27 protein-coding genes are annotated in these 25,163 nt (G+C 32.3%); all 27 read right to left on the minus strand.

Annotated elements, in window-relative coordinates; translation table 11 throughout:
• Positions 1-21: 21 nt before the first annotated feature.
• Positions 22-786, minus strand: coding sequence for a GNAT family N-acetyltransferase (locus BLV68_RS11400; protein ID WP_200773769.1), 765 nt, complete (start codon positions 784-786; stop codon positions 22-24).
• 208 nt (positions 787-994) lie between these two features.
• On the minus strand, positions 995-1,252 hold the full coding sequence (locus tag BLV68_RS11405) for a glutaredoxin domain-containing protein (RefSeq protein ID WP_093753925.1): 258 nt from the start codon (positions 1,250-1,252) through the stop codon (positions 995-997).
• A gap of 204 nt (positions 1,253-1,456) precedes the next feature.
• Positions 1,457-2,146, minus strand: coding sequence for a class I SAM-dependent methyltransferase (locus BLV68_RS11410; protein ID WP_093753927.1), 690 nt, complete (start codon positions 2,144-2,146; stop codon positions 1,457-1,459).
• A gap of 537 nt (positions 2,147-2,683) precedes the next feature.
• The gene (gene pyrE / locus BLV68_RS11415) at positions 2,684-3,232 is read right to left on the minus strand and encodes an orotate phosphoribosyltransferase (protein WP_093753930.1); all 549 of its coding nucleotides are present in this window, start codon (positions 3,230-3,232) and stop codon (positions 2,684-2,686) included.
• On the minus strand, positions 3,233-4,132 hold the full coding sequence (locus BLV68_RS11420; RefSeq protein ID WP_200773773.1) for a dihydroorotate dehydrogenase: 900 nt from the start codon (positions 4,130-4,132) through the stop codon (positions 3,233-3,235).
• Complete coding sequence (locus BLV68_RS11425; RefSeq protein ID WP_093753934.1) at positions 4,128-4,874, minus strand: dihydroorotate dehydrogenase electron transfer subunit; 747 nt, start codon at positions 4,872-4,874, stop codon at positions 4,128-4,130. Before BLV68_RS11425 ends, BLV68_RS11420 begins: the two co-directional genes overlap by 5 nt.
• Positions 4,858-5,727 carry an orotidine-5'-phosphate decarboxylase gene (gene pyrF, locus BLV68_RS11430; protein WP_093753936.1) on the minus strand — a complete coding sequence of 290 codons (870 nt, stop codon included), beginning with the start codon at positions 5,725-5,727 and terminating at the stop codon, positions 4,858-4,860. The genes BLV68_RS11425 and pyrF overlap by 17 nt, the downstream gene beginning before the upstream one ends.
• Positions 5,714-6,916 (minus strand): dihydroorotase, encoded by a 1,203-nt coding sequence (locus tag BLV68_RS11435; protein ID WP_093753938.1) that lies wholly within the window; start codon positions 6,914-6,916, stop codon positions 5,714-5,716. The genes pyrF and BLV68_RS11435 overlap by 14 nt, the downstream gene beginning before the upstream one ends.
• A 1-nt stretch (position 6,917) precedes the next feature.
• A complete protein-coding gene (locus BLV68_RS11440; RefSeq protein WP_093753940.1) occupies positions 6,918-7,346 on the minus strand; it encodes an aspartate carbamoyltransferase regulatory subunit in 429 nt (142 codons plus the stop codon).
• Entirely contained in the window at positions 7,346-8,257 is a 912-nt protein-coding gene (gene pyrB, locus BLV68_RS11445; protein WP_093753942.1) for an aspartate carbamoyltransferase, read from the minus strand. The genes BLV68_RS11440 and pyrB overlap by 1 nt, the downstream gene beginning before the upstream one ends.
• 221 nt (positions 8,258-8,478) lie before the next feature.
• Entirely contained in the window at positions 8,479-8,997 is a 519-nt protein-coding gene (locus BLV68_RS11450; protein WP_093753944.1) for a GNAT family N-acetyltransferase, read from the minus strand.
• 17 nt (positions 8,998-9,014) lie between these two features.
• Positions 9,015-9,659 (minus strand): DNA alkylation repair protein, encoded by a 645-nt coding sequence (locus tag BLV68_RS11455; protein WP_093753946.1) that lies wholly within the window; start codon positions 9,657-9,659, stop codon positions 9,015-9,017.
• The gene (locus tag BLV68_RS11460) at positions 9,659-10,072 is read right to left on the minus strand and encodes an NUDIX hydrolase (protein ID WP_200773774.1); all 414 of its coding nucleotides are present in this window, start codon (positions 10,070-10,072) and stop codon (positions 9,659-9,661) included. The genes BLV68_RS11455 and BLV68_RS11460 overlap by 1 nt, the downstream gene beginning before the upstream one ends.
• A gap of 82 nt (positions 10,073-10,154) precedes the next feature.
• Positions 10,155-10,787 carry a class I SAM-dependent methyltransferase gene (locus BLV68_RS11465; protein WP_200773775.1) on the minus strand — a complete coding sequence of 211 codons (633 nt, stop codon included), beginning with the start codon at positions 10,785-10,787 and terminating at the stop codon, positions 10,155-10,157.
• Entirely contained in the window at positions 10,724-10,951 is a 228-nt protein-coding gene (locus BLV68_RS15845; protein ID WP_200773770.1) for a hypothetical protein, read from the minus strand. Before BLV68_RS15845 ends, BLV68_RS11465 begins: the two co-directional genes overlap by 64 nt.
• 520 nt (positions 10,952-11,471) lie before the next feature.
• On the minus strand, positions 11,472-12,536 hold the full coding sequence (locus BLV68_RS11475) for a GNAT family N-acetyltransferase (protein WP_093753948.1): 1,065 nt from the start codon (positions 12,534-12,536) through the stop codon (positions 11,472-11,474).
• Positions 12,537-12,858: 322 nt separating this feature from the next.
• Complete coding sequence (locus BLV68_RS15850; RefSeq protein WP_317922132.1) at positions 12,859-13,068, minus strand: GNAT family N-acetyltransferase; 210 nt, start codon at positions 13,066-13,068, stop codon at positions 12,859-12,861.
• 7 nt (positions 13,069-13,075) lie between these two features.
• Positions 13,076-13,234 carry a hypothetical protein gene (locus BLV68_RS15855; RefSeq protein WP_200773772.1) on the minus strand — a complete coding sequence of 53 codons (159 nt, stop codon included), beginning with the start codon at positions 13,232-13,234 and terminating at the stop codon, positions 13,076-13,078.
• Positions 13,235-13,463: 229 nt separating this feature from the next.
• Entirely contained in the window at positions 13,464-15,806 is a 2,343-nt protein-coding gene (locus tag BLV68_RS11485) for an ATP-dependent DNA helicase (protein WP_093753950.1), read from the minus strand.
• Between the two features lie 221 nt (positions 15,807-16,027).
• Positions 16,028-17,323 carry a helix-turn-helix domain-containing protein gene (locus tag BLV68_RS11490; RefSeq protein WP_093753952.1) on the minus strand — a complete coding sequence of 432 codons (1,296 nt, stop codon included), beginning with the start codon at positions 17,321-17,323 and terminating at the stop codon, positions 16,028-16,030.
• Between the two features lie 121 nt (positions 17,324-17,444).
• A complete protein-coding gene (locus BLV68_RS11495) occupies positions 17,445-17,864 on the minus strand; it encodes a DUF3788 domain-containing protein (protein ID WP_093753954.1) in 420 nt (139 codons plus the stop codon).
• 191 nt (positions 17,865-18,055) lie between these two features.
• Positions 18,056-18,274 carry a GNAT family N-acetyltransferase gene (locus BLV68_RS16340; protein WP_093753956.1) on the minus strand — a complete coding sequence of 73 codons (219 nt, stop codon included), beginning with the start codon at positions 18,272-18,274 and terminating at the stop codon, positions 18,056-18,058.
• Positions 18,275-18,866: 592 nt separating this feature from the next.
• Positions 18,867-19,802 (minus strand): hypothetical protein, encoded by a 936-nt coding sequence (locus BLV68_RS11505; protein ID WP_093753958.1) that lies wholly within the window; start codon positions 19,800-19,802, stop codon positions 18,867-18,869.
• A gap of 379 nt (positions 19,803-20,181) precedes the next feature.
• Positions 20,182-20,322, minus strand: coding sequence for a DUF454 family protein (locus BLV68_RS16345; protein ID WP_159428683.1), 141 nt, complete (start codon positions 20,320-20,322; stop codon positions 20,182-20,184).
• A 4-nt stretch (positions 20,323-20,326) separates the two neighbouring features.
• Positions 20,327-20,737 (minus strand): hypothetical protein, encoded by a 411-nt coding sequence (locus BLV68_RS11510; RefSeq protein WP_093753960.1) that lies wholly within the window; start codon positions 20,735-20,737, stop codon positions 20,327-20,329.
• 128 nt (positions 20,738-20,865) lie between these two features.
• A complete protein-coding gene (locus BLV68_RS11515) occupies positions 20,866-24,075 on the minus strand; it encodes an ABC transporter permease (protein ID WP_093753962.1) in 3,210 nt (1,069 codons plus the stop codon).
• Complete coding sequence (locus tag BLV68_RS11520; RefSeq protein WP_093753964.1) at positions 24,069-24,773, minus strand: ABC transporter ATP-binding protein; 705 nt, start codon at positions 24,771-24,773, stop codon at positions 24,069-24,071. The genes BLV68_RS11515 and BLV68_RS11520 overlap by 7 nt, the downstream gene beginning before the upstream one ends.
• Between the last annotated feature and the right edge of the window lie 390 nt (positions 24,774-25,163).

Below are 25,163 nucleotides of genomic sequence, written 5' to 3' on the forward strand. Positions count from 1 at the left end.
TTCCCCCCCAATATCTATACTTTATAATAATGGTCTTACCATTATAAGACAAGGATTATCTCCCCATATTTCTTGAATTTCTTCTACGGAATAAAACCCTAATTTTTTATAAAATTCTCTCGTCCCTTTATAATTTTGGTCTGGATGGCTTTCTCCTAGAGTTTTTACTATCATCAATTTATAATTATTCTTTATAGAATAGCTTACAGCCCTTTCAACTAAGTCCCTGCCTATTCCCCTATTATGATATTCTTTCATTATTCCCATGACGTATATTTCAGAGGTATATTCATTATTAAATTGTAAACTCAAAAACCCTATAGGCTTGCTGCCCATAAAAGCTGCATAGAATAGGGTTTCCTTTACTTTATCTACATATTCTACAATAGCCTCCTCAATTCCAAACCAATCTGGCAACTTTCTTAGCACTATATCGGCTATGTTTGATTTAATCTGCTGGTCAATTATTCCCTTAATATAATAATCATTTGTACTTGCCAGCTCTTTAAGCAAGAGAGCTCTTCCTTCTACAATTTTTCTATGTTGCTCATCTGTCCATCTTGGATTTTTATTCATCCAAAACCTTTCACAAGGAATTATTTCACATTGTCCGCAATGAACTAAACCTCTCTCAATTACACTACATTCATAAAAATCACATATCTCTAGTCCTACTTCATGTAGCCAGCAAGCCTTCCCTTCTATAGAGTGACATCCTAAGCAGTCTATTTCAAAAATATGACAATCACTACAAATACATCCACATACTCCAACTACTTTATTCAATATAGTTCCCCCCAGTTTATAAATTAATAAATACTAATTACCAATTTAATTATCTTATTTCTCCTTCCAGTTCCCGTATTTCAGTGATATCCTGACTAGCCTCCAATACTCCCTTATATTGATCCTTTGAATTTCTCATGGCAAAATACTAGATTAATATCTTCCTTCCCTAATAATCTATCCATTAAATATCAATTATATTAAACATCTAGACTTTTAATGCCTTATAATCGAATATAATCCTTTCCCCATCATTTATAACTATACAAGGAATACCTATCTGGCCTGCTTTTTTTATCTCATCAAATTCTTTTCTCTCATCTCTGTATTTTAAAAACTTCTTTAGATAGAATAAGTTTTCCGTAATATCTAAATATAGGAATTCAACATTTCTTTCCGCAAGATATTTCCTTGCTGGCTCACAATCTGGGCATAGCTTACTACCGAATACTATAATCTTATCCACTTAAATCTCTCCTCTCATATTAGTTATAATTAACATATCATGTGTATGTAAATTGCAAATATATTAATAGTTAGATAATTTTAGAGCAGTCAGCATATCAGTTATTTTCAACCCCATTTAATATTCATTTAATACTAAACCTTGATATTCCTTTGCCGACTATTGACATAGATCGCATTTTTAATCATCACGCCTAACTATAAGTCAGGCATATTTCAATAGTTTTTCTCCTTTTTTATTATTACAAAGTAAAAATAATCTATTGTATTGTTCATGTTCAGGAAAATAAATATCTTTATATTCTACAATGCTAAAATATTTTTCTAATAATTTAGTCCAATCCTCAGTAGGTAAATTCCATAAATATAACCCATCATCCAATAAGTTCCTCTCTATAATCTTTATATCCCATTCTTTAATTTGTTCATCAGTAAGGTAAGGGTTCAATTTTATTAACACTTTACCATCTATTTTAAGAATACGTTTTACCTCTTTTAATACTTTGATAGCATCTGATGGAATTAAGTTATCAATTATATTAGAAAGAATAACACCATCAAATGAATCGCTGATAACAGATTCCAACACTTCAACTCCACCCACAGTAAAAGTAAAATTCCCTATTTCGCTATCCTTTTGAATCTTCCGAGCAACTTTAATACCTTCCTCTGAAATATCAATACCTCTATGATTTTTTGTTCCTCTTAAACAGCATTTAAATAACAAAACACCATTTCCACAGCCAAAATCGAGAATAGAACTTGAATCCTCACAAAGCCAATCTAATGATCTGTCTAAATCATCGTGGCCTACGCTTTTTGATGTAATAGGACCTATATCGGTCTTACTAAATACTCTATCCCAGTATTCTGCAATTCTATTATATGTTGTCATCTAAATACCCCCTAACTAACAATTTTACTAACCCTTTTAAAAAAACACCTTATACTCATTAGAAGACTTTTTCGATATAAACAAACATTTTTAGGACAACAAAAAAGTCCCCAAGTCATATTATATTAAATAAGCCCCTATACGGTTATCTCCTTGTTTGCTTAATACATTCTATATCAAAAGCTTGAGACATTATTTCATCATGAGCAAAATCAAATAAGGCCTTAGTAAAATTATATCATATATATCTCCATAGCAGTAAATAAAAAAAAGGCTACAAAAACATCAAACTATGAAAATTTACTTCTATAACAATAATGCTTTTAACATTGGAAATATAGACTTCAGAGGTCAACTTTTATGCTGTCAGCCTCAGGGAGATATATCGTGTCATTCCGAGGCAAAGCTAAGGAATCTCTGTCCCAGAGGCCGACCTAAATAATTGTAAATCGTACATTGTGAACTGTGATTTGTCAAAGATTATGAATTGTGCACTGTGAACTGTGTATTAGCAAAAATTGTCAATTGCCAATTAAATTACCTGCTTCCTGGCTTTACAATTGACCTATTCATTTTACAAAGGGAGCAGTTTTCGCTATCGTAAATATTTGCTTCTATTTTTACCCCATAATAAACTGGATACATAATCTTTTCTTTACTTCTATCTACTAAACAAGCTATTCCTACAACTTCCCCACCAAGTTCTTCCACTACTTTTATAGCCTCATAGGAGGATTTACCTGTAGTTACTACATCTTCAGCAATTAATACCTTTTGTCCTTTTTCTATAGTAAAACCCCTTCTCAACCTCATATTTCCATTTTCCCTCTCCACAAAGATAGATGGTTTGCCCGCTTGTCTGCCAATTTCATAACTAACAATAATTCCTCCTATGGCAGGGCCCACTACAATATCGAAATCTACTCCCTTTAATTTGTCTACGATTAATCCAATTGCCTTTTCAGCCCTTTCAGGGTACATCAACAATTTTGCACACTGAATATACACATCGCTATGTTTCCCAGAAGACAAAAGAAAATGTCCTTCTAGTAAAGCACCCGTTTCCTTTAACATACTTATTAGCATCTATATAACCCTCCTAATCTCATCTAAAGATTTTATCCCTTCATTTATCATAAATTTCTCAATTCCATCTATTATATCTAAGGTAATAGTCGGTTTTATAAAATTTCCACTGCCTATCTGTACCGCCCAAGCTCCTGCCATAATAAACTCTATTGCATCCTTATAACCCATAATCCCACCAATTCCTAAAATAGGAACGTCAACCGCTTTCGAAACTTCATACACCATCCGCAGTGCTATAGGTTTAATACAGGGACCTGACAATCCAGCTATAATATTATCAAACACAGGTTTCCTTTTCTCAATATCTATTGCCATACCAGCAAAAGTATTTACAAGGGATAATCCATCAGCCCCTGCCTTCACACAGTTTTCAGCTACATGGACTATGTTTTCTGCATTTGGGGATAGTTTGACTATTAATGGCTTTTTACATACCTTTCTTACTTCGGTAACTACTTCATAAGCAATTTTAGATTTTATTCCAAAAGCCATACCTCCAACTCTTATGTTAGGACAGGATATGTTTAACTCTACTATATCTATTTCAGTTTCGTTTAATTTATCTACAGCCTTTACATAGTCTTCAATTGAGCTTCCTCCTACATTGGCTATTATTACCGTACCCTGTTCTATCATAAAGGGCAATTCTTCTTTTATAAAATTATTAATACCTGGATTTTCTAATCCAATACTATTCAAAATCCCTCCAGTAGTTTCATATATCCTTATGCCTTTATTACCCTCTTTTTTCTTTAGAGTCAACCCTTTAGTACAAATACCACCTAATTTTGATAGTGGAAAATAATTAGCATATTCCCTACCAAATCCAAAAGTTCCAGAAGCTGCAATTACAGGATTTTTAAACTCTATTCCACAGATATTTACCTTTGTATTAATCACTGAAAAAAACCTCCTCGCCTAAAAAAACTGGCCCTTCCTTGCACACCCTCTGTATCCCTTTAGAGGTTTTTATGCTGCAGCCCAAACAAGCACCCATGCCACAAGCCATCCTACTTTCCATAGAAATATATACTGGAACCTTGCCTTCACAAATTTCAACTACCTTCTTCATCATGGCTACTGGTCCACAGCTATATACCACTTCATATCCATCTGGTTGAAAGATTTCAGTTATCAAACCCTCATGTCCTACTATCCCATTTTCTGTGGAAATATAGACATTTCTACTATATTTCTTTATTTCATCTATACAATAAACCTCATCTCTAAAACCACAATAAAAATCAACATCAGTTTTTAAGGATTTGGCTAAAAAAATAACCGGTGCTATACCTATACCTCCCGATATTAAGGCTATATTCCCTTTTAAACTAGTATTAAATCCATTCCCTAAGGGGCCCATTAACTCCAAAGTATCGCCCGATTTAAGTTTAGAAATTATATCCGTTCCTCTTCCTCTTACCTCATAAAGAAAAGTAATTTCTCCATCAATAATATTGGATACACTTATGGGTCTTGCCAAAAAAGGATCTAAGCCCTTCCAGCCTCTTAGCATGTAGAATTGTCCCGGTTCTCCTTGAAAAGGCCTAGTAGAATGAGGCGTCATCTTCATTTCATATATATTTGATGCTACTTGGATATTCCATTTAACTACCCCTTTTTTATATCCTTTCTCCATTTAGTATGTCCTCCCTCATATCTAATACAGCTAACCTCGCATATTTTTCGAAATTTTTATCTCCATCTTCATATTTTTTATAGGAAGTTATTATGCCCCTAGAAGAATTAACTATTCCTCCATTTCTCTTATTTAAGTAAATCACTACATCTTTTCCCTTTCCCCCTTGGCGACCATAGCCTGGAATTAGAAAGAACATATTTTTATACTTATTTCTTATTTCTTCCCCTTCATCTATATGGGTTCCTCCTACCACTGCACCTATTAAACTATATCCACAGCTACCTATATAATTTTGTCCTAACTCTTTTAATCTATCTCCAATATGATAGTAGATATAATTTGATTGAGGACCTGCTTTTAAATATTGAATATCCTTAGCTCCAGGATTTGATGTCCTAAGGAGTACAAATATTCCTTTATCTCTTCTCTCCAAATACTTTAGATAAGGGGTAATGGTGTCAAAGCCCATATAGGGATTTAAGGTTATGAAATCAGCTTCAAAATCCCCTTCAAAATGAGCCTTCCCGTACATTTCAGCAGTAGAGGAAATATCACCCCTTTTAATATCTCCTATGGAAAGAGAACCAGCGGATTTTATATATTCCAGTGTCCTTTTATATGCCATTAAACCTTTTATGCCATAGGCTTCATAATAGGCAATCTGCAATTTATATATTGGAACTATATCCAAAGTATTATCTATAATCCTCTTATTGAACTCAAACATTATCCTATCTACATCCTGATATTCGTCCTTTAGTTTTTTAGGAATATAATCTAAATGGGTGTCGAGCCCTACGCATACAATGCCCTTTTTTTCAACCTCCTCATATAATCTATCTATTATCAACTTCTATCCCCCCATTGTATTTAATTTGACCCTTCCATATAGTAGCTAGTACTCTTCCATAAAATTCCATTCCATGAAAGGGTGTATTTTTGCCTTTGGAAAGGAATTTATTAGAATCAACAATCATTCTTCCATCCAAATCTACTAATACCATATCCCCATCATATCCCTTCTTGATTTTACCTTTATTAACTTTCATTAACCGTCCAGGAGTTCCAGACATCAACTGGGACAATCTGTTTATTGAAATAACATTTGACTTAACTAATGTGGTATAACATATGGAAAAGGCTGTTTCTAAACCTGATATTCCAGGAGCACCTTTTTCCTTATCTTCTAATGAATGGGGAGCGTGATCTGTGGCAATCACATCTATTGTTCCGTCTTTAATACCTTCCATGATAGACTTTACATCTTCTTTTTCCCTGATGGGTGGATTCACTCTATAGTCCAAATCATATAGGCATATGTGGTGAGGGGTTACTTCGCAGGTGACCTTAACCCCTTCACCTTTAGCCCTTTTAATCATTTCAATAGATTCCTTGGTGCTAACATGAGCAAGATGTAGCCTTGCTCCTGTCAATTTTGCTAGATAAAGGTCTCTCAAAGTCATAATATTTTCTGACAGTCTATTATCCATCTTTAAAATTTCTTCATCTTCCTCGTGGGCTATTAGGGTCAAGCCTTTTTGCTTGGCTTTAATCATAGCTTTATACATTATATTATTGGATTGTATTCCTTTCCCATCATCAGAAATGAATCTAACCCTGTTATCTATCTCATCCAAATGTTCTATACTTTCACCATCAAAATCCTTTGTAACAGACAAGGTCTGGTGTATATCTATTAAATCTAATTCTTTTGCTCTACTGAGAACATAAGCTACAATATCCATACTGCTTACTATGGGATTGGTATTTGCCATTAGGTTTACACAAGTATAGCCCCCTTTTAGTGCAGCTTTACTTCCAGTATATAAATCCTCTTTATAGGTATATCCTGGTTCTCTGAAATGAGCGTGCATATCTATGAAAGAAGGCATGGCTACTAAATTAGTCCCATCTATAGTTTTGCAGTTTAAGTCTATATCTTTACCATAGTCAGCTATCTTCCCATTTTTTATATAAATATCTCCCATCATGTCCTTAGTTTCATCTATTATCCTGCAGTTCTTTATTAATAAATCCATTTTACCCCTCCCATGAATATATCTGATCACAGTAGTCGCATTTGTATATACCCTTTTCCTCATCTATTAGAATAAATTTATGGACTATGTGCCTCTCTTCAGAAGTTATGCATCTGGGATTTTTACAGCTGATTATTCCTTCTACTTCCTTGGGTAAAGACAGATTTATCTTCTTAACTACTTTTTCATCTTCAATAATATTTATTGTAATATTCGGATCTATGAAGCCTAACATGGTCAGATCCAAATCCATAACGTTCTCAACTTTTATTAAATCTTTTTTTCCGTATTTTTTACTCTGAGCATTTATTATCAGGGCTACTCTAAAATCGGCATTATTTAAGCCAAGATATTTGAATATTCTAAAGCCATTACCCGCCCTTATATGGTCTATTACAATACCTTTAGAAATGCTATCTATATATAACATTACATCACCCCCAGTAACCTTAAAATAAGGGCCATTCTAATATACATTCCATATTTCACCTGTTCAAAATAACAAGCCCTTGGGTCTTCATCTACTTCATAGCTAATTTCATTGACTCTTGGCAATGGATGAAGAATGCACAGATCTTTCTTGGCTAGCTTTAATTTTCCCTTATCCAAAATATAGCTATCTTTTAATCTAATGTAATCTTCCTCATTGAAAAATCTTTCCCTTTGGACTCGCGTCATATATAGGATATCTAGCTTATCGATTACATCCTCCAACTTCTCTACTTCCATGAAGGAACAGTTAGAATTTCTAGATAATTCCATTTTAATATATTCGGGAATTTGTAACTCTTGAGGGGAAATCAATATAAATTCGTTCCCATGCCTAGACATTGACTTTACAAGAGAATGGACTGTGCGACCAAATTTTAAATCACCACACAATCCAATAGTTAGATTGGATAACTGACCTTTTTTCACTTTTATAGTAAGTATATCGGTTAAAGTTTGAGTAGGATGATGGTGACCGCCATCACCTGCATTGATGATGGGGACCGAAGAATAGTAGGAAGCCAGTTTTGGCGCTCCTTCCTTTGGATGTCTCATAGCAATAATATCTACATAAGAACTAACGGTACGAATAGTATCGGGAATACTTTCTCCTTTCCTTGCAGAACTAACCCCTGCTTCAGAAAAACCAATTACACTGCCTCCTAGTCTAATCATAGCAGCTTCAAAGCTAAGTCTTGTTCTTGTGCTAGGTTCATAGAACAATGTAGCTAATATTTTATTAGCACAAGATTGTCTAAAATCCTCTTCCTTTTTCATAATCTTTTCTGCTAAATCCAATAAATTTTCTAATTCATCCATGGTAATATCCATAGGATCAATTAAATGTTTCATATTTCTACCTCCTTCTAGTCTCACTGGATCTAGTTAAAGGATTGCGTGAAAAAAGCCTCCCTAAAGGAAGGCATAAATATCCCGCATTTATACTTTCCTTTTTGAACTCTCTGGTTCAGTTTAAAGGACCTATTATAAGATTTTTATTAGAATATCATAATATTATAAAAAAGTCAATATAAAGTTAAGCTATAAAATCATTTTTGCACATCTGCATACCACTAAAGATAGAGATTCATTAGTAAAGCATCAAAATATTCTTCACCAATCTTAAAATACTTTTTATATAAACCAATCCTTTTAAACCCAAATTTCTCATAAAGCCTTATTGCACTTAGATTATCAGACCTCACTTCTAATTCTATAACTTCTAGTTTTGCAATATCTTTTGCAAATGCAATCAGTTCTTCCATCATTTTAGTACCAATTCCTTGATTCCAGTATTTTTTCTTAACACTAATAGCAAGTCGACCTCTATGAGCAATACGAGTTCTACCTGTCAATCCTTGTAATGAACCAATGGAAACTATTTCTTCCCCAATCTTGCCCACAAACATAACGGATTTATCTGATGAATTGATATTTTCTATTATTTCCATTTCCCTTTTTACAGGCATATTTTTAAATTCATTTTCACCAAACAACAGGTTGTCACTTTCTCCACCAACAATATTTAAGAATTCTAATACCTTTTGGGCATCTTCTTTTCTAGCCTTACTGATTTTTAAATCTTGAAACATAATCTCACCCCATTTTCCTATAAATACTTACTTCCTTCTCTAACGCTTAAAGGATGAAGTGCATTTTTATCTATAAAATTCTTTACCCATTCCTTATTAGTTTTAGAATACTCCCTTAAGGCCCAACCTATTGCTTTATTTATAAAGAATTCATCAGTCTGGGAATTATACAATATTGCTTTAGCTAAAAAATCGGTATCAGTTTTATCCTTATATTGCAATTGAAATATGATGGATGTCCTTTTTAACCAGATATTATCTGATTTCATCCATTTTATTATATAGTCCTCTTTTATCCTAGGATATTTTATAGCTACATGTCCTACTATTTTACTTATAGCATCTACAGAGTCCCACCAAGATTTTGTAGTTATTAGCTTTTCTATATTTTCCATATCCTTTGGAGTGAACTTATCCTTTACCTTTTCCATGTAATCTATGGCTAAGTACTGAAATTCTCTTTCAGGCATTTGGTAGCATTTAAAAATAAAGTCCCAGTCAATCTTATCTTCCCTTCTTTTAGCCTTTAAGAACTCTTTGGATAACTTAACCCTTTCTGGCTTTTTAAATCCGAGAAAAGGAAATATATCCCTCATATATTTAGCCATGGGTATTGCCTGTTCTTCATTTCTGTTATTATAAAACATTTCAAAAATGTCCATTATACCCCTCTTTCTAATCTTAATCTAACATCTTCAGCTTTTTTGATGGTATCCTTTAACCATATAAGAGCCTTTCCGTTTTCTAATACCTCTTCACAAGTCATCCAATATATTTCCCCAACTTCATCGGTAGCCACAGGCTGTGCTTCTCCTGATTTATATTTACACACAAAAACCACATCTACAACTACTTGTCCATCGGCTAATAAGAATGATTTGCTCTCCAAATAATGTATCATATCTGAAACTTCTATCCCAACCTCCTCCATTATTTCCCTTCTTAAAGTCCTCTCCAAAACACCATCTTCTGCTATATTTGTTTCTACTTTTCCTCCAACTAAGGACATAAGCCCTGGACCATGTTCTTCTTTTTCACTTCTTTTTATAATTAACCATTTATTCCCCCTATATATGGCTGCTTATACATTTACTATGTATAAATTATAATTCACTTTAATATCCCCTTTCAGTTTCCCAACTCATTATTGCTATTTTTTATTTTTTAGCGGCAAATAATAAATGGTTACTTGCTCCTAAAAATTCTGGTTTTTCACTATAATAATAATGAAACTTTAACCATAGTCTATAACTTTCATCATCCATATTATTTATTTTATCAGCCAATAATTCACTTAAACCATCTGCAGCAATTTCAGATACAATAATCAATTTTGATGATTGCAATAGTTCCCTGGCCTGTTGGACTGTAATAAATACAAAGGGAAAATCATTCACTTTGAAAGTTTGGCGATTATATGGCCCATTTATTAGATAGTCTGGCTCATAGCACATAGTTTGAGTAACAATGACCATATCGTTGTTAATGAAAGCAAAGAACATTATGCCTTCTTCTTTGCATACTCTTTTAACTTCTTCGATGCATTTTAATTGATCCTCTCTATCCCCTAAGTGATACAAGGGGCCAAAACAGAGAACTATATCATATTGATTATCCTGAAAATTTGAAAGGTCTAAAGCATTCCCTTGAAATACTTTAAGGCTCATACCTGGCTTTTTCTTTTCCTTAATTCGGTTCACATGTTTTTCAACCAGTTCAATTGCTGTTACATCATAGCCTTTTTCCGCAAAGTATAAACTATATTCTCCAGTACCCGCTCCAAGTCTAATATTTTCATTCCAGGTTTTAAATGCTTTTCAATATGCCTTACTGTAGTAAAAAATTCAACCCTTGTTGCTTTAGAAGATAATCTAGAATCTTCATCAAATATTTCATAGAGGGTTGCAACTCTCTCTTCCTCATTGCTGATCCTTCTCAAATCTTCTATTTTCATTTATAATCTCCTCCTCTTACTTTTTTACCTACCCGTAGAATATTTTATAACTCTATTGGCTAAAAATTCAATATTCTTTTAGTATTCTCTCTTCACATTCTTTACATTAACATCCATTAACTCCTCAACAATAGCTATAGTTTTATTTTTCGTAATCCTATATATCTAACGTATCTGCAAATTCATAATTTAGTTCAAATCTTTTATAAATTCAAGAACATTTGCTTCATATTCAGTTGGATGGTCAAAAAATATCTCAACATGTGCACTATCCTCCACAGAAAAAATTCTTTTATGATTGTGTTTAACTGAATTGTAAATATCTTCACTCATAAAATAAGGTGTTACTTCATCTGCTCTACTACTTATAAGACATTTAGTTATATATTTTGCTATACTTGATATATATTTCATAGTATCTAAATTATATACAACAAATTTTATCTTCCAGAGCCTAAAACTCCTTTGTTAACAAATCTCTTTTCATGCTTATCAATGAGCATCCTTATTCACTTATGTATTACTGATCAATTCTTTTTACATAAATTGGTTCCTGATTTTTATAACCAATTTCATCAGTTTTTATAAAACCGCATTTACTCCAGAATGTTTCGTTATCAGAAGTTAAATATATTTGTTCAACATTTTTATCCTTAAGAATTCTCTCAACATGAGCTATGAGTGATCCCCCCAAACCTTTCTCTCTAAGCTCTCTTTCAATATATACTTCTCGGATAAAACCAAAACCCTCCTTCTGGCACCAATCACTTTTTGGAGAATCTATCTGGTAGATAACAAATCCTCTGGCTTCATTATTAATCGTCAGTAAATCGAGAAATATAATCCGTTTTTTTACCATTTCAATTATGTCTAAGCAAATCTCTTCAACTTGTGAATACTGGAGTTCTATATTGAAGTCATGCAAAAAATAAGCATAAAACATATTAACAAACGATTTATAATAGAATTCTTCAAATGATTTGATTTTTATATTACTACCTTTAATCATATCCTGATTTATAACCTGATGACTTGAAATAAATCTCTTGAAAAAGTCTTCTCTTGAAATTTCATATTCTACAAAAGTTCGCAAGTTTCCTAGTTGGTCCTGCCATACGTTTTCTCGTATGCGAATTTTCTTCGCTCCAATTTTAGTTTCATACACATGTTGAGCTCTTTTGTTTTCAAGCATTGTATCCCAAACAATTTTATTTATTGGACATCTAGAATTTATATCTTCATCAGTGAAAAGAAATTCAAATAACATCTTTATAATCTTAGGTCCATATCCTTTGTTTTGATAATTCTCATCGCATATTTCCCATCCAGGATAAGCCACATTATCTCTTTCAATTTTATAACTTAATTCCCCTACGGGTTTTCCATCAATTTCTATTATGCAGAGATGACGCAATCTTTCTCCCCTGCTTTTAATAATGTCAATAGTATCTTCCAAGGGTTCTCCCAATCCATTAGGAAACCCTGCATGCTCCATTACAGTACCATCATTCCACCATTTATTTAGCTGAATAGCATCATTGATAGTAGCGCTTCTAATAACAACATTATCCTTCTCGATTCTCATACTTCCCCTCCATTTAGTTTATTAAAGAGTTTATGGTTCGCCAACCCTCATTACGCAAATATGTACCATTTTAATCATCTAAACCACTCCTTTTCTTTATCATTTATATTAAGCTTTTAAAACTTCATTACATATTTTAAATTAACTAACGATTTAAAAACCTTAATCGCATCCATTTTTTCGCCCATATAATAAGCAAAAATAGTGCATATAATTAAATCTTTAATTTTAGAATCCCCAATTTCATCACATTCCTTATTGTCTCCATAAACATGTAAGTATTGATCTTTTAGGGTGAATCATCCACTTAAGTGCCAATCATTTACCCCTTTATCATCCCTTGTCCATGCCTCGACCTTTTTATAACTTTTTCCCTTAAGAAATCTATTGCTTTACTTAATAATTGGATTGCTATTCCAGTATTTCTAAACTCAGGCAATACAGCAAAATGCCATATTACTCCTCCTAACTCATGAGTATAGTAGCATACAGTTCCTTTTTCTATTACATACTCTATATCCAATAAGCCCACTATTTTATTATTTATTATCTATTTTTTCCACTAATTCTATGGAAGGATTGTTATATTTCTCTTTCTTTCTTAAAACATTGTCAAAGTATGCAGTATCTAAAAAGGATAAAACCTCACACCTTACCCAATCTAAATTATCGCTATCCCTATATTCTTTTATTATCATTTACAAAGCTCCCAAATATCCCTTATGAATTATTTTTTAAATAGGTCATACATACCCTTATAAAAAACAAAAGTGCCACGAATTTGGTAATTTCAAAAATAATATTAAAAATATAAAGAAAGCCTGCCATATGCATAGGTCTCATCTTTCCCATCCTTTCTATTTAAAACTTATAATATTAATCATCATAATATAAACTCATAATAGGTTCATTATTTTCATCATTTCTCTACAAGGACCAAAATTCCATTAATTTTGCTCTAATAGACTCTGAATTTCCCACCCTTTCATAATGAAACCACTCTCTTGGATATAATCTTTTGTATTTTATAGTACCAAATCTATCATCTATAAGGAGTATGGCTCCCTTATCCGTCTCACTCCTTATAACTCGACCAGCTGCCTGAAGGACCTTATTCATGCCAGGATACATGTATGCATATTCATATCCAAGTCCATTTAAAGATTGAAAATATTCCCTAATAATATCTCTTTCAAAACATATCTGAGGCAGTCCTACTCCTACAATTACAGCCCCTATGAGTTTATCCCCTATTAAATCTATTCCTTCTGAAAATATACCCCCTAATACTGCAAAAGCCACCATTGTACCCTCATTTTCATGATTAAATCTATCTAAAAATTCTTCCCTCTCTTTCTCTGACATGGAGCTTTCCTGAATAATAGTCTTAATATCTGGGTTTCTGTCAATAAAGCATTGATATATTTGCTCCATGTATTTATAGGAAGGAAAGAAGACGAAATAATTCCCCTCTTTTTGTAAAACAAATTCTTCAATATATTCCACTGCCTTTGAGTAAGTTTTATCTCTATCCTTATATTTAGTAGAAATATTATCTCCTACTAAAACACACAGGTTATCCTTAGGAAAGGGCGAAGAAAACCTAATGATATAATCCTCCTCATTTCCCCCTAGTACATCCCTATAATAGTCAAGGGGGGTTAATGTGGCAGAAAAAAATATAGCTGCTTTTCCCTTTTTCAGTATCTCACTTAACAGGTTGGAAGGATCTACACAAAACAACTTCAAAAGTAAATCCTTACCTATCAATTCAATATATGTTACATATCTCTTATCATATAAATCGGCTATTTTTACAAATCTTAATAATTGAAAATATAGTTCTTGTGCCTCCTCATAAAGTTTATGGCCTTTTTGATTTATAAGCCATTCTTCCAACTCCTTTATTAGCTTAGTTATCGGAGAATATAAATCGATTATTTCCTCTTTCTGATAGTAATAATTTTCAATAGAAAGATACTTTCTTTTTATTCTATTCATAACATTATTACAATTGTTAAAAGCCTTTGAAATATTCGGAAACTCTTCTTTAAATAATCTCTTATATTTTAAAAATGGCTCTTTCATAATTTCAACTGAAAACATATCCCTAGACCTATCTACTAAATTATGTGCTTCATCTATTAAGAATATATAATCATCCCCATTTCCCTCAAAAAATCTTTTTAAACTTACGTTTGGATCGAATACATAATTATAGTCGCATATAATTACATCACTCCAAAGGCTTAAATCCAAAGAAAATTCAAAGGGACATACCTTATAATATTCTGCATATTTTTCTACAATTTCCCTTGTTATCATGTCTTCATTGTTTAAAAGATCCATTATAGCTTTATTCACCCTGTCGAAGTGCCCTTTGGCATAAGGACAGTCTTTAGGATTACACTTTACTTCCTGATTCAAACATACTTTCTCCTTTGCAGTAATAACGATGGACTTAATTCTTAGCCCTTTCCATATCATCTGTTTTATAGAGTTTAAAGCTGCCTCTCTAGTAATAGTCTTTGCCGTTAAATAGAATACCTTAGAAGCAATACCCTCCCCAATAGCTTTAATGGAAGGAAATATAGTGGAAATAGTCTTTCCTATTCCTGTTGGAGCTTGGACAAAAAGGTTCTTTCCATTAAGTACGGTCTCATATACTGCAACGGCCAATTTCCTCTGACCTTTCCTATAGCTTTTAAAGGGAAAAGAAAGCTCTTTTATGGATTCATTCCTAACCTTTTGCCAGTAATAAACTATACTTGCCCATTCTACATATTTTTCAATTAGCCCTAGAAAAAACTCTTCTAATTCTTGAAAAGTGTAGGATTTAATAAATTTCTTAGTCTCTTCCGATTCAATGTTAAAATAAGTAAGTTGAACCTGCAATTCATCTAGCCTATTTCCTTTTGCATATATGTATCCATAGCATTTTCCTTGAGCCCAGTGGAGTGGATTATAATCTTCTTCAATATCTTCTAAAGACCTTACAGTGCTTTTAATCTCATCTATAATTATATATTCATCTATCCTTATAATGCCATCTACTCTACCTTCTACCTCTAGTGTAAAATCCTCGAAGCTTAAAACATGACTTAATACAACCTCTGGAGTATATTCTGCCCCATAAGAGCTTTGCACCTTTTGATGGGCTCTTGTCCCTTCTACAGCCCTAGTACTTCCCACAAAGGTATTATCTATATCTCCTGAACGAAGTACAAACTCGACTAAGTTTCTTACAGATACTTTAATTCGTTTAGACATACTTATTCATCCTTTATATTTGGTTAACAAATTATTTCCAATCAAAGTTCAGAAACATCTTTAATTATAAGAAATTTTTTATTACTAATCCCTATCATATAATATTCTACATTTCTTATATAACTCCTTCTTTTCTCCAACGAATTCCCACAGCTAATGATTCAGGCAAATTAAAAAATCTAGCAAACTTTAAAGTTTGCCAGATTATTGTCGTATAATATTTAATAAGTCTTTATTGTCATATAACCATCTAAGAATTTTTTATTCACTTCAGCAAGTTTAGCATATTTTTCTATATTACTAAAATATGCTACACATATCATTTGAATTGCAAATATTACAAAAGGAATAGCCTGTTTTTCCTTATGAGATAATTTGCAAATACTATCATACCCATCAATTATATCCATATAAATTGCAATCCACTTTTGCAGCTTGTTAAAATCATTTTCATCAAAACTTTCAGATAGAATTGCAGTAGAAGCATAACAAGGATCAAAAATTCTAACATTCTTTTCTGACAGTTCAAAGTCAATAAATCCTACTATTTTGCCATCTTTCATTATAATATTGCTTGGATTAGGATCTCGGTGGATTGCATGTCTTGGTAAGTCTGGATACAATCCTTCAAAATTCTTTAGATAGTTCTCATAAAAACTATCTGGCAGGTCCATGTATTTTTTTATTTCGGGTATTGCCCAGTCCTTTATAGTTTCATAAAGATTTGGTTCATTTAAAAGGACTTCCTCATCAAATTTATTCAAAGCTAAATGCAATTTACCTATAGCTGCACCTAAGTGCTGCATTTTAATTTCAAAATCATCTTTATAACAAGCACTACTTTTTACCCTTTCTCCTTTTATCCGATTGGTAAGGTAAAAATAGATATCATCATCTATTACATAATCATGACCATCATATGTTTTCATAGGAGTTGGAGATTCAAACCCTGCTTTTAATAAGGATTTAGAGATTTTTATATCATTTTTCAATCTATATAAATTTTTATATACTTTTAAAACCAAGTTACCGTTTATATACCAAACATTTTCTAATTTAAATCCATTGCCTTCATGATATATATCTATAATATCAACATTGGCTAAATTCCAATTAGTCAATATTTTCCTTATTTTTTTATGTGATATCATAATGTATTCCCCCTGTTTCAAAATGATTTTGTGGGGTTTGTTAACAGTATGTTTTTTTAAATACTGGGTTGGAGAAGTACCGAATTCTCTTTTAAAAGCTTTAAAAAACCCTGCATAAGTTTCAAATCCATAATCTAATGCCACATCAATAGCTTTTTTTCCGCAGCTTATCTCGTAAATTGCATTCTTAAGCTTTCGTAATAATATATATTGCATGACTGGCATGCCACTTTCAGTTTGAAATATTCGATAATAATGGAATAGTGAAAAACCTGAGTTTTTTGCTAGCTCTTCAACCGTTAATTCAGCTTTTAAATTTTCTTCAATATAATCGATGCTTTTTTGTATAATATCCACATTCTCCATACTGCTACCCCTTTTAACAAATTCATACTTGCAAGTATGTTTTCCAATTTTATGATATCACGCAAAAAATCTAAAACATTTCCTTTTTTGCTTTATTTATATATATTTTATGCTTAAACAATTAGTTCCGCATCTTTTTAGGTTTCTTTTTGATTGTTATCAATCTCTTAATATCTTCAACTAAACTCATATCAGAAACATTGATCCATAACCATTTACCATCATGGTATTGGCGAGTATTCGAATATAACTCGATAATTTCAAGCGAAAATTCATTTTGCAATAACTCAAATTTCTGTCTTTCTGCTTTCCCAAATATAACTAATGCAGTAAACTGTCCCTCTTTTACATAAAACGCACATAAAGTTCTACCGCTTCTGCGATATTTTACTTCCCAAACCCCATATTTCCCACCTTCTTCCCATACAGGGTCAAATTCATAATTTGACTCGACAAATTGAACAAGTTCATTCCACGCTTCCATCGCTATTTCACCTAATAAGGATTCTATTTGTTCTTTATTAGGAATTGCCTTAAACATATTTACACCCCCATATTTTTTGCTTTCTTAAAAAAATAAAGATCTATAGAAAATTAATTAAACTTACTAAAAAAATAAATTACATCTTGAATATTATTTAATTTCTCTCCTCCAGCTTTTTCATACAGTGCGCAAGCAGCAGTATTATGTTTCTGTGTAAATAAAAAGAATTTACAAATACCTTTCAGTTTTCAAGCATTCTTTATACCATTAATAATTTGAAATCCAATACCTTGTCTTTGATATTGAGGAGGTATAGCTGCTTCATGAATGTATAACATATTACCATTATTATCCAGATGATTAAGTTTATATCCATAGGCAAAACCAATGATTTTGTTATCTTGGACACATGCAAAAATCCAATTTAATGGATTTGAAAGAAACTGCCTTACATTTTCTTCAAAAATTAAACCCTTTCAAAAATCATTCTCCATTTGTAGAACATGTCCTAAATCTGAAATACACGACCTTCGAAATTCCCTTTTTTGTGACATTTTACTACCCCAATCATATAATATTTGTAATTATGAATATTTCCCTTATCGTACACCATGGACGACTACAACATCCATATAATCTCAGCTTCTGTTCAACACTAAATCCATAACTTTAAGTCTATAATGAGTTATAACTTTGAAAAAATATTCGTTCTTTAACATAGTCTTACCAAGCCAATCGCAAAGCTAGTTACTATGGTTTTTCAAATTTATTCCTTGTCTCCAATCCTTCCAAAATATGATCTTTTCTTACCAATTCTTGACATTGATATATATTCTAGTTTTCTTTTCAAATTCCTTCTTTTTAGCTGTTCTTATCTAAAACAAAAATGATAGGTAATTATATCACCCATCATAAACCCAGCTCGAAAAATAGACCTAATCTGTAATAGATATGTCCTATACATCTTATAATTGGTAAAATTGTACTGCTTAGATAATAATTTTAAGTACAACAAGGCTGCTAACAATATTCTTTGTAATGTTCCTTCCCCTACTGTTATTATACTTTTTCATTAGTTTGCTCTGTTTTTTTCTCTTCCCATTTTATATACAACCATGAAAAAAGCAATATCTGAACAACAATTTCAGGCAGCCCAACTATATTTTCAAGAACCACTTGAATAAAAGAAACCTCAGTAAGTCTGATGATAAAATTAGGAATAAATACCATTGAACCAAGTACTGTTAAACCAAACAATAATATCCAGCCTTGCTCCCGCCCCATAAAAATGTGATAAAAAGGATAAAGAAATACTGCCAAAATTCCCCCACGTAATATTTGAATAAATACTGAATATTTTACAAGAGGGTGATCAGTGGGACGGAAAAGTTTAAAATATTCTTGGACTTCAAAAGCTACTTTATAATCTTGAAGTTGATAGAAAAGAACTCCTATAAGCGTATAAGTAATAACATGAAGCAGTATGAATCGAGTCAAATAATCCTTATATCTTTTTTCATGCCTGTCCCTTATTAAATCTATCTTCCCAACCTTATATTCCCAGCACAGGAATAGCCATGAAAACAGTAAAGCCTGAATAGCGCCAGCTATCATCACCATAAGATGTTCAAGTAGGGTTGTTGTCGTGTAAATCATACCTTCAATTGAACCGGGTAATGGCTCAAGGGACCCTACAACCACCATTCCCCACAGCAAACCAAAAAGGACTAGCACCCTACGACTACTTTTTATGATGGAATTATAAAAAGGGTAAAGAGCAAAAGATATAATAATCCCCCGTATAATTTGGGTAATTAATACTAAAAAATTGAATGGTTCATATAGTTTGTAAAAATCTAAAGCTATTCTGCTTGAAGTTGGTAAAGCATCCTTCACAAATGAAAACACAACTGCTACTATGCTATAAGTAACAATGTGGATAAGCAAAAACCTCCCTGTGTAACCCCACCATTTTTTACTTGTAAATAATTCCATTCTTCCTCACCTCATAATTTACTTTTTATTAATAATATATCAGATATCTTCGTAGTAGTAATTGTGGTTTATGATAATATTATGCATGTTTGCTTCCGGTAATAGAACAATAACAGTTTAAAAAAACATATAAGTATATTGAAATTTTCATTCCCTTTTAGTTTCAATTTTGAAAATAAAATAATAGTATTTAACTATTATTATCAGGACTATAAATAATTTAACAAATCTGTTATTTGATATTATTAATAGAATTATTTAGATAAGATCCGACAATACCATTAATTTTACTTGCCTTTTTAAGGTCATAGATCCATCTCTAATGAAATCTTCAGCATAGTTTTAATATAACTTTGTGCTTCTAAACCAAGTATCAAATCTATTTAGAACCCTTTGCAAACAATATTGAAGCTACGATTAAAAAGAGTGTAGTAGGTAATAGGTGTATTGCAACTTCTATCAGTCCAAGGCTAGTAAAAATTAACCCTAAAATTATAAATATTACATTAGTTAACTTCAATATACTACCTAGAAACTACTACTTCTCCAGATTCTTTAACTATTATTACCTTAAATCTATCGGGCACTCCTAAATAGCTAAATGAATGAACCATTGTATCATTTTCTATTTTTCCTGTAAGCTCTCCAAATAAAGGAACTTTGGTACCTGTAACTAGGGCTGGACGCCATCCATCCACCTTGTAATTTTTTAAAATATTATACACATTTATGTCATCCAAATCTTTTTCCTTCACATTGGTATAGGAATGAGACATTTCATAATCTATCAATAAATCAAGATAGTATTTACCTTCAGGAGGATTTTCGACTATTAACTTTATTGATGGTTTAGGACCTATGTCTGCCTTTACTGTAGAAGGAAATATGTAGTTTATAAATAAAAAAATAAGGATTACAAATTTAACTCTTTTCATTATACGCCCCTCTCCAATATTTTCACTTATTTATATAATTCCACATTCTTTATTGAATTCCTTCATAGAAAAAAATAATACTCCCATTAACAAATCAGTTTAATTGGGAGTATTATTTTCATTTGATTTTAATCTATGCTTTTAAGGGATTCCACCATTTTGACATTCTTCAGTTTACAGTACATAGCCATATTCACAAGAGCTGCAAATCCAAGGGTTAATACTATGGAAATAATATAGGATCTAAACTCTAATTCCAATCCAAACATTAAATTATCCATTTCAACGGTAGTCATTATATACCTGTGTAGAAATATTCCAATAACAAGGCCTGCTAAGGTGCCTAAAATGGTCAATATGATATTTTCTCTGTAGATATAAGCAGATACTTCCCTGTCATAGAAACCTAATACCTTTATGGTGGCAATCTCCCTTATCCTTTCCGATATATTTACATTGGTTAGATTATACAATACTACAAAAGCCAAGGCCCCTGCAGAAAATATCATGACCAATACTACATAGCTTAAACTCCATATAGTATCATCAAAATCTTCCTTTATAGTTGTATTAAAGCTAACATTATAGATACCTTCTTTGCTTAATAAGTCTTTTGAAAGCTTATCTTGAAATTTTCTAGTTTTTTCCTTAATCTCTCCAATAGCTTCATTGTATTTTACTTTCTCCGAGAAAATCTCTTCATAATATTCTTTGGTTAGATATATATAGTTTCCAATGTAGTTTTCTGCAATCCCTTGGATTTTTACTCTCTCCTCGTCATTTTCGCTATTCCTAAATACTATTTCATCCCCAACTTTAATACCTAAACTCCTACTAACCTGTTCTGTAATAACAACCCCTTTTTCTGGTATAGGGATAGTAGTTTTATCTTTCCTATTTCGAAGATTAATAAATCTACTAATAGAATCAATATCCTCTGGAACAATTATGGTAATATCTTTGGTAGTAGAATTAAAGCTGATTTCTCCCATTTCTTTGTAAAGCAATTCGTATCCTAGAATTCTTTCATCCTCTAGATATTCTGTTGACTCAAAGCTTAATCCTATTGCTATATCATAGGTAAACAATTCTCCAAATTGCCTATCTACAACTGTTCTAATGGAATCCCGAATCCCAAAAGCTGCTAAAATTAATGCAGTACAACCTGCAACCCCAAAAACAGTCATGAAGAATCTCCGCTTATATCTAAATATATTCCTAATGGTCACTTTCCAACTAAAATTAAATCTATTCCAGATAAGTGGTATTTTTTCAAGGAGTATTCGCTTACCAGCCTTAGGAGCTCTTGGCCTTAAGAGAGCTGCTGTAGTTTCCTTTAATTCATTACTGCAAGATATATATGCAGTAAAAGTGGTAAGCCCTATTGCAATCAAAGATGTAGATAAGGCTAAAATTGGATTAAAGTGAAGCTCAACTGGTGGCAGCATATACATTATCCCATAGGCATTAAATATTACAGTTGGGAATAATGTAAATCCTATAGCAATCCCTATAATACAACCTAATAGGGTCGCAAATAAAGCATACAAAATATATTTTAAAGCTATAGGGCCTTTGCCATAACCTAGTGCCTTTAATGTACCAATATTTACCCTCTGCTCATCTACCATTCTAGTCATAGTGGTTAAACAAACTAGAGCTGATACTAAGGCAAAAAATACTGGGAAGACCTGGGATAGAGCATCAATTCTATCTGCTGCTCCACCATAATCCACATAGGAGTAATGGCTATTCCTATCCAAAACATACCATTTTCCTTTTTCAATGTCCTCAATCTCTTCTTCTGCATCCTCTATCTCTTTCCATGCCTTTCCTAATTCTCTTTCAACTTCCTCCTTAGCTTCTATGTATTCTTTTTCTCCTTTTTGAATTTCCTCCTTTGCCTTTTCTAAGTCCTTTCTAGCCTTTTCAATTTCTAAAAGCCCTGTTCTTTCTCCTTCTATTAGTTTTTGTCTTTCATCTTCAATTGCTTTCCTAGTAGAATCGAGCCATTCCTTAGTTTTTGCTAATTCTTTCTCTCCCTTTGTTAATTCAAGCCTTTTTAATTCCATTTCCCTTTTGCCAATTTCAACAGATTCCTTCGTTTCTTCTAACGTTTTGGTTAAAGTTTGAAGTTCCACGGTTAGCTTTTCTTTTTCTTTCTCGGGAAGCAAGAGATTTTCCAAGGCCATATTGATTTGGGTAATTGAATTTTCTAATTCTACTATTCCTTTTTCCCCCTTTTTAATCTCTTCTTCAGCTTTCTTAAATTCTTCTTCGGCTAGTTTTTTGTTTTCTTCAAAGGTTCTTAAGGCTAAATTATATTCTTCTTCACCTTTTTGCAGGTTCCTTTCCGCATTATCTAATTTTGCCTTTCCTTCTCTAATGGTTTTATAAAATTCCCTCTCCCTATTCTCTAACTCCCTTTCTCCTTTAGCTATTTCTTCTTTCCCATCTTCAATTCCTTTCAGTGCATCGGCAAGTTCCCTTTCTACTTCTTCTTTTTTATCAAAGTACTCCCTCTTACCTTTTTCCAAATCTTCTTTAGCTTCCTGGATTATCTCCTCATACCTTATAACTTCCCTTTCTTTTGCTATTTCTTCTAGTTGAGCTGTAATCGGATCGATGATATTGAAATATTCATCATCATAGGAATTTAATTCCTTAGCTCCTTTAACTGTTAAATAGATATCAGTATAGTAATCCAGTTTAAAATTTTCTTTTGGGATCATGATAAAGGTTTTAACCTGACCGGTACCGATATTGCTGCTGCCCTTCTGAAAGGATAAATAATATGGACTTTGAACCAGTCCTACAACTTTAAACTCCTTATATTCTAAATAATCGCTTAAAGGTTCTTCCTGCCCCGATTCTAATCTTATGGTAGAGCCAATTGGCACTATAAGTTCACCAATTTTACCCTTTTCTATTACACATTCCCAGGGCTTTTCAGGTAATCTTCCTTCTATCAATCTTATATTATTAATACCATTTTCCTCTGGCAACTGATGAACCCTTAGCACCACTTCCTGTTCATCGAATTTAGCTAAAACATCTATAGTATAACTGCCAATAACTTTGTCTATTCCTTCTACTTTCTCAACTTCTTTTAAATCATCTTCGGTTAAACCCAATGTGGACACAATCCTTATATCCATTAAATTATAATCATCATAATATTTATCAGCAGTTTTTTTCATATCTTCTGGGGCTATCTTTACCCCAGTAAAAAAAGTCACCCCCAAGGCTATGATGGCCGTTATAGATAAAAATCTACCGAGGGACTTTTTTATGTCTCGTGCAATGTCTTTTAATAGAGGATCTTTCATAACTACCATTCAATCCTTTCTACTGGAACTGGATTTTCATTTATAGTTTGACTTTCTACTATGCCATTTCTTACCTTGATTATTTTATCACCCATAGGAGCAATAGCTAAATTATGGGTTATGATAACTACAGTCATTCCAGTTTTTCTACATGTATCTTGTAGTAGTTTTAATATGGATTTTCCTGTATTATAGTCTAAGGCACCTGTAGGCTCATCGCATAGTAGAAGTTTAGGATTTTTTGCTAAGGCTCTCGCTACTGCTACTCTTTGTTGCTCTCCTCCAGATAATTGGGAAGGGAAATTATTTTTTCTATGGCTTAATCCTACATCCTCCAATACCCGATCAATATCTAAAGGGTTCTTACATATTTGTGTTGCCAATTCCAGATTTTCCCTTGCAGTTAAATTTTGAACTAAATTATAAAACTGGAATACAAATCCAATATCATTTCTCCTATAGGTAATCAGTTCCTTATCAGAAAGATTGTGTACTTTCTTGTTGTCCACATATATTTCCCCCGAAGTAGGTCTATCCATTCCTCCCAATATATTCAATATGGTACTTTTGCCAGCTCCACTAGCTCCTACTACAATAACTAACTCACCTTTGTTGATGGAAAAGTTTACACCATTCAAAGCATTAATCTCTACATCCCCCATTTTATAAACTTTTTTTACATCTTTAAACTCGATATATTTGTACATTTTCCCTACTCCTCCTTGCGTTCATAAGGGGTTTCTTCAACAATTTGTCTTATCTCTATATCGATTTTACAGTCTTCTAAATTCTTTATACCCAGTTTGTTCCCATGCTTTTTCAGTATTTAATCAGTTAATTCTATAAAAAAACCATATTCTACACATTTAGCATACTTCTTTTTGCCTTTAAATAATGGAAAATTATCTATCATCTTATTCAATAGGATATCTTTTCTGCTAATCTTCCAACCCGCTCATAAGTTATTAATTCACATAATTTCTCCGTTGCTTTTCCGTACTTTCTGTATAAAAAATTAAAAGGATTTATAAGCCTCACAAATATTATAGCAAAAATCACATCTAAAGGGATACCTCTTACCGGTACTTATTATATTA

The sequence above is a fragment of the Tepidimicrobium xylanilyticum genome (assembly GCF_900106765.1).
Lineage (GTDB): Bacteria > Bacillota > Clostridia > Tissierellales > Tepidimicrobiaceae > Tepidimicrobium > Tepidimicrobium xylanilyticum.